7 protein-coding genes are annotated in these 6,720 nt (G+C 47.6%); all 7 read left to right on the forward strand.

Going from position 1 to position 6,720, the window contains the following annotated elements:
- Window positions 1–220 (forward strand): reverse transcriptase domain-containing protein (locus MiSe_RS54510; RefSeq protein ID WP_264197077.1); only part of this gene is annotated, 220 nt, incomplete at its 5' end.
- 516 nt (window positions 221–736) lie between these two features.
- Window positions 737–1,183 carry a reverse transcriptase N-terminal domain-containing protein gene (locus MiSe_RS46730; RefSeq protein ID WP_226593822.1) on the forward strand — a complete coding sequence of 149 codons (447 nt, stop codon included), beginning with the start codon at window positions 737–739 and terminating at the stop codon, window positions 1,181–1,183.
- Window positions 1,161–2,462 (forward strand): group II intron reverse transcriptase, encoded by a 1,302-nt coding sequence (locus MiSe_RS46735; protein WP_226593824.1) that lies wholly within the window; start codon window positions 1,161–1,163, stop codon window positions 2,460–2,462. Before MiSe_RS46730 ends, MiSe_RS46735 begins: the two co-directional genes overlap by 23 nt.
- Window positions 2,463–2,552: 90 nt before the next feature.
- On the forward strand, window positions 2,553–3,470 hold the full coding sequence (locus MiSe_RS46740; RefSeq protein WP_226593826.1) for a reverse transcriptase domain-containing protein: 918 nt from the start codon (window positions 2,553–2,555) through the stop codon (window positions 3,468–3,470).
- Between the two features lie 70 nt (window positions 3,471–3,540).
- Window positions 3,541–3,864 (forward strand): HNH endonuclease, encoded by a 324-nt coding sequence (locus MiSe_RS46745; protein ID WP_226593828.1) that lies wholly within the window; start codon window positions 3,541–3,543, stop codon window positions 3,862–3,864.
- Window positions 3,865–3,955: 91 nt separating this feature from the next.
- Window positions 3,956–6,202, forward strand: a complete 2,247-nt coding sequence (locus MiSe_RS46750; protein ID WP_226593830.1) for a tetratricopeptide repeat protein — start codon at window positions 3,956–3,958, stop codon at window positions 6,200–6,202.
- An 18-nt stretch (window positions 6,203–6,220) separates the two neighbouring features.
- Window positions 6,221–6,472 (forward strand): hypothetical protein, encoded by a 252-nt coding sequence (locus MiSe_RS46755; protein ID WP_226593832.1) that lies wholly within the window; start codon window positions 6,221–6,223, stop codon window positions 6,470–6,472.
- Window positions 6,473–6,720: the final 248 nt, after the last annotated feature.

Genomic DNA, 6,720 nt, shown 5'->3' on the forward strand with positions numbered 1-6,720 from the left:
TGAACCAAATTCGTTCGGGTTTCGACCAGGACGGGAGTGCCATGATGCAGTCACAGCAATATTCAACGCAATCAGGCATAAACCAAAATATGTTCTGGATGCCGATATTGCCAAATGTTTTGACCGCGTGCGACGTGAAAGTCGTGTGTTAGGCGCATCAGCGCTATATGACAGAGAGGTCGTCCTCTCTAGGGATTCTCTTCTCCCTATCCCTGGGTAGAAGGGTCATGCTACCCCGCCTACATCGGTAGTAAGCAATGAATCCGATGGAATGCAAGGCACGAAAGCTCACCTCACTGAAAGCCTAAATTGGTAAGGAGAGCAAAGGGAAGACTGACAAGGTTAACGAAATGTGAACCATCGTAAGCCCCGTTAAGCATGAGGAGTGAAATAAGGCTGACACACTCCAACCAAAAGGTAAGTGGGTAGGTCGTGAGACAGTGCGGTCGGTCACGACGAAGAGACAACACCCCCACCTGCGCATAGATGGAACCTAAATCAGTCGATTGTCAAGCACAAGAAACACGGTAAGCCCCATCAGTTCTTGAGTCAGGTCAATCGCTTAAGTAGGTCAACCGTAAGGAAGGCGGAATTACTAAGGGGGTAAAGGATGCCAGAGAAAGCGAAAGTCTGGGGTAACGCCTAGAATAGGGGTGCAAAATTTGCCCCACACCGAAAGGTGGCAGACTTCTGGCAGGTCTTCAACGGTGAACCAAAGTGAAGGAATCAAACCAACGTGAAAGATAGAGTCAGAAATGACATCGGAACGAAGGGACAACTTCTTCGCTGGACTGACATAGATTGGAAGCTAGCTAAGAGGCGGGTCAGAAACCTAAGACAGCGGATTTATCGTGCCACTCCGAAAAATCAGTGGAACAAGGTTCGTAGCCTGATGAAACTGATGTTACGCAGTTACTCCAACCTGCTGCTTTCAGTGCGACGAGTAACCCAAGAAAATCAAGGTAAACAGACGGCTGGAATAGACGGTCAGACAGCTTTAACCAACGATGAACGGGTGAAACTGGTCACACAGATGAAGGAACATTCTCTATGGAAAGTTCGCCCAACTAAAAGGGTATATATTCCCAAAGCAAACGGGAAAAGAAGACCATTAGGAATTCCAACTATCAAAGACCGCGTAGCACAAGCGATTGTCAAAAATGCACGCTTTGCCTCGCTTTGAGCCTCACTTTGAGGCACACAGTTACGGCCCTAGACCTGGTAGAGGCACACAGGATGCCATCGCCCAATGCTTTTGCCGAATGGGTGGAGGCAGTGACACTTGGATTCTAGATGCCGATATCAAAGGAGCATTTGACAACATCAGCCATGAATACATCCTCAGCACAATTGGGAATACCCCAAGCAGAGAAAGCATCAAACAATGGCTGAAGGCAGGGTATGTAGAAGCCGAGATGTTCCACAAAACAGAAAGCGGTAGACCACAAGGAGGGATAATCAGCCCTTTGCTCGCCAATATTGCCTTAAACGGTATAGAGGCACTACTGAGCCAGTTTTACAAGGTCAACACCTACACCCTGAAAAGCGGGAAACAAGCTGGCAACAAGAAAAAGAAGAAGGATGCAACCTACGGATTCATCCGATATGCAGACGACTTCATCATCACCGCCAAATCAAGAGAGGACATTGAGGCAATAATTCCCACTCTTCAGGAATGGCTTAAACAAAGAGGATTAGAACTGAGTCAGGAGAAAACCAACATCTCTCATGTAGAAGAAGGATTCAATTTCCTGGGGTTCAATATCCGCCAGTTCAAAGGCAAATGCCTGATTAAGCCTCAGAAAGAAAAAGTCAAAATCTTCCTGAAAAACATCCGTAAATGGCTTAAGGAACACAAACACGTTTCACCAGAGGCAGTCATAGAATACCTTAACCCAGTATTAAGAGGATGGGGAAACTACGTAAGGCACGGGGTCAGCAAACAAGTGTTCAGCTACGTTGACCACCAAATCTGGAAACTTCTCTGGAAATGGTCACTGAGGCGACAACCGAATAAACGTAAGAAATGGGTAGCCAGAAAGTACTTCAAAACCCTCCAAGGGCGAAAATGGGTATTTTCTGCAACAGTCAATGATCAGCGTGGAAATAAAGAGATAGCCCTTTTCCGGTTATCTAATATTCCAATTGAACGTCACGTTAAAGTCAAAGGCACCGCTTCCCCCGATGACCCCGAACTCACCAAATATTGGCAAGACCGCATGACCCGATCCGGCAAAATCTATTGGGAAAAAGGTACGAAGCTCTACAAAGTAGCGACTAATCAAAACTGGTCTTGTCCGATATGCGGTGACCACCTGCTCAACGGAGAAAAACTGCACACCCACCACATCGTACAAAGGAAGAATGGCGGAACGGATAAGGAGGAAAACCTCATACACCTCCACCAAGCTTGTCATAGGCACGTCCATTCAAAGGGTGATACTGAGAGGCTGAAGGCATGAGCCGGATGATGGGAAACTGTCAAGTCCGGTTCAAAGGGGGAGGAGGACACGGCGACTTGTGCCTCCTTACCCGCCATTAACCATGAAACAATGCTCCAAAAGTTGAATATCAAAGGCAAAATCAGGCAACAAATTAAAGCTTGGTTAAAGTCTGGGGGAATAGACAAAGGAGCATTTACTGCCACATCTCTTGGAACGCCACAGGGCGGGATTGTTTCACCGCTTTTGGCAAATATTGCCCGACACGGCATGGCAGAAAGGATAAAACAGGAATTCCCCGAAATGTCACGTACTATGAGGGAAACTTGGTTTCACAAAAAGGGAACGAAATTTCGCTCCCCTAATGTAATCCGTTATGCGGATGACTTTGTGATTCTCCATGAAAACAAAGCCGTTGTCCAAAGATGCCGAGAGATAATTTCGGAATGGTTAGCTGACATTGGACTACAACTAAAACCTGAAAAGACTCGGCTAAGTCATACGCTCAACCCTGAGCTTAGTGAAGATGGGTTCGCCGGATTTGACTTCCTTGGTCACCACATCCAGCAATACCCGACTGGTAAATATCGCAGCGCCAGGGATAGCTCTGGTGGGATATTGGGTCCCAGGGTACTCATCACCCCATCTCAGAAGGCGAGTAAGGTTGATCAAGAGCAAATAAGGCAAACCATCAAAAAACATGAGTCATCGCCACAAATGGCGCTAATTAAAGAACTCAACCCTATCGTCAGGGGATGGACTGCCTACTATTCCAATAGCGATGCACAATCGGTTGGAGAATTGTCTAAACAAGACTATCTTACATACCTGAAACTTCGAAGATGGGCAAAGAACCGATGTGGAGAAACCAAGTATGGACACAAGAAATACTCGACTACCATTGGCAACAATAACTGGGTATTCGCAACCAGGGAAGCGAATGCGAACCCCTTCCGGTTACTAACACATACCGAATTCGGCAGCAGTAGCACCGAGTATGTGAAAGTTAAAAACGATAAAAGCCCATAGGAAGGCGACACAGTTTATTGGAGTACAAGACTGGGAGTACACCCCCAATTGCCCCATCGAACGGCGCGCGTTGATTAAACAACAAAAGGGTAAATGCTCACATTGCGGATTAAGCTTCCAATCCTGGGATGTCATAGAAGTAGACCATATAATCCCCAGAGCTAATGGCGGTAAGGATGAATATAAGAACCTACAACTATTACATCGACATTGTCACGATGAAAAGACTGCAATCGACTTATTAGAAACACGGAAAAAGCAACAATCAAAGTATATCGAAAAACTAGCCCAACAATGGGAACAAGTAGACTGGGAGTGGGTAAACGATATTCCGGTTATCAAAGTCGAACGGTCAAAGAAGTCCCATAATGACAAGGGAAAACACATTGAGTAGCCCTGTGTGGGGAAACTCGCAAGCACGGTTTCCCATGGGAGGGAGAGGCTAGTAATAACCTCTCTCGACCCTACCGGAGTGTCAACAGGAATTGATTCAGAATAAAGCGCGAGATTGGCATTTGTTGCGCTTGTATGCGGCGTATACTTTACCGGGAGAGTTGGTGACGCCGTTGCGGACAAGGGGAAGGAAACCGGCGCCGCCGCCTTCGGTTGCAACTCAGTTTTTAGACGCGAAGGGTACGGTAAAAGTCCCCACTCGCGAGAGTTTTGTCGGGCGTCGCCGTCAGTTACAGAATTGTTTGAGGGCGATCCCCCCTAGCCCCCCTTACCAAGGGGGGCTAGGGGGGATCCCTTCCCAAGGGGGGGACATGATAGGGGGGGACTTTGTGGGCGTGTTAATTCACGGCATGGGTGGTTTGGGTAAGAGTAGTTTAGCCGCCAGGTTATGCGACAGATTGCCCGATTTTCAGCGAGTGGTTTGGGTGGGGAGAATCGATGAACCCAGCTTGGTGAATCGCTTGGCAGAAAAGTTGGATAGCAAAGAATTGCGGGAAGCGCTACTCAATCCGGATGAGGAATTAAAATATCGGTTGCGGCGACTATTTCAGCAACAAGAAGCCCCCCTTAGCATTGGGGGTTGGGGGGATCGCCAACAAACCGAAGCCCCCCTTAGCATTGGGGGTTGGGGGGATCGCCCGCCGTTTTTGCTGGTGCTGGATGATTTTGAGGTGAATTTAGCATCCCGCGACGGGGGATATGTTTTGCAACCAGAAGCGGCAATGGTATTGGAAGCTTTAGTCTGGGCAATTCGCGAGGTTTACGCTGCTGACCGTTTAATTCTCACCTGCCGTTATGATTTTGATTCGCCTCAGTTGCAGTATTTCTATAAGCAACCGTTGGAAGCACTGCATGGGGCAGATTTAAGAAAAAAGTGTAATCGCCTCGCTGCTTTTGGTGACAAATCTCAGGTAGATGCGCTGTTGAAGTCCCAGGCGCAAAGGTTGGCAGATGGGAATCCTCGGTTATTAGAGTGGTTGGATAAGATTCTGCAAAATTCCACCGTGGATAAAGCGGCAATTCTGCATCGGTTAGAAGCGGATAATAAGCAGCAGTTGCGCGAGCAAGTTTTGGCAGAGGCGTTGCTGCAACAGATGGATAATGCCATCAAGGAAATGCTGTCGCGGGGGTTGGTGTTTGAGTTACCTGTACCCAGGGAAGCGTTAGCGGCGGTTTGCGACACTATTTCCGAACGAGATTGGCAGATAAATCGGGCGGTGGCGTTGGGATTGTTGGAAGTGAGTCCCGATGCGTCTCTGCGTGTACCGCGTATTTTGCCCGTGCAGTTACCGGAAGATGGGGAAAGTTTGTACAAGCAAGCGGTTGAGGTTTTGTATCGTCTTTGGTGGGAGGAGGCGGAATCTTCAACAGAGGAACAACTGCTAGAAATTCATCGGTTGGCGTTGTTGGGAAAGGAAGGGGATATCGCCTCAGAAATTGGCTCAATTTTGGCAGGTAACTGGAAGAATCAAAGTCGATTTCGCGAAGCCTCCCAGTTGTGCAAATCAACGCTAGAAATTGTTGCAGACTATCGCGTTTTGCATCGACTCGCTAGATCTGAGCAAGAACTGGGCGAAATTGACCCAGCCCTAAATTATTATCATCAAGCGCTAGAACTTTGCCCAACAGAAGACGAAAAAGAAAGAGCAGCTATTATTCATAACATTGGACGCATTTACCAAAACCAAGGAGAAATCGAAAAGGCACTGGCATTCTATCAGCAGTCCTTGGAATTAACCGAACGGATTGGGGATGTCCAAGGCAAAGCAAGAACGCGGCACAATCTTGCACATATCTATGCCAATACAGGGGAAATCAAAAGAGCTATCGCATTCTGTCAGCACTCGTTGGAATTAACCGAACGAATTGGGAATCTCCAAGGCAAAGCGGCGACGCTGCACCAACTTGCTGGTATCTACGCTAATAGAGGGGAAATCGAGCAGGCGATCGCATTCTATCAGCAGTCTTTGGAATTAAACGAACGGATTGGGAATCTCCAAGGCAAAGCGGCGACGCTGGCAATGCTGGGAGAATTGTTGGCAGATAAGCAAGGAGATTTTGACACTGCCGTGGAATACTTGCAGCAATCTCTCGCAATATTACAGCGACTGCGATCAACCGAAGCAGAGAAAGTTCAGGAAATCCTCAATCAGGTAATGTTTACCCGCTTCCTCCAACAATCTCCCGAAGCACAGCAATTATGGCAGCAGCTACAATCTGCGGATGAAGAAACCCACCAAAAAATACTCGCACGATTACAACAACTACTCTCAGAATAAGCTCTACACCTGCCGCTATTGACTCAAATACTCGCGATTGAGTCAAAGAAACTCGCGATTGAGTCTGGGACACTCGTCGCCCTTGCTTTTATACTCATGCACGAGACTCTTTTACTCGCCGTCGAGTTTGAGATACTCGTCGTCCTTGCTTTTAGACTCATGGGCGAGTCTGTTTTACTCGCCGTCAAGTTTTCCAGACTCGTTAGCGAAGCTAAAAAACTCACTCGCGAGTATAAAAGCTTGACGCGCGAGAAAATCAACCTGAAATGACAGCCTTTTTCCATTGGGTGCGACGCAACATTGTAGGGACACGGGGTTCAAAATGGTAGGGGCACGGCATTCAAACATCTTTGCGGAATGCGACAATTTATTGATGCCGTGCCCTGGCGGCGAATTGGGAATGTTTGGGTTGATTTTTGGCAAGATGCTTTCATGTTTGGGGAATGGGACATTGCCGGGAACATTCTTTCATCTTTCGATTGGCGACAAAATTTATTGATGTTCCCTACCCCGCCTGG

This window comes from Microseira wollei NIES-4236 (assembly GCF_020521235.1).
In the GTDB taxonomy this organism is placed as follows: domain Bacteria; phylum Cyanobacteriota; class Cyanobacteriia; order Cyanobacteriales; family Aerosakkonemataceae; genus Microseira; species Microseira wollei.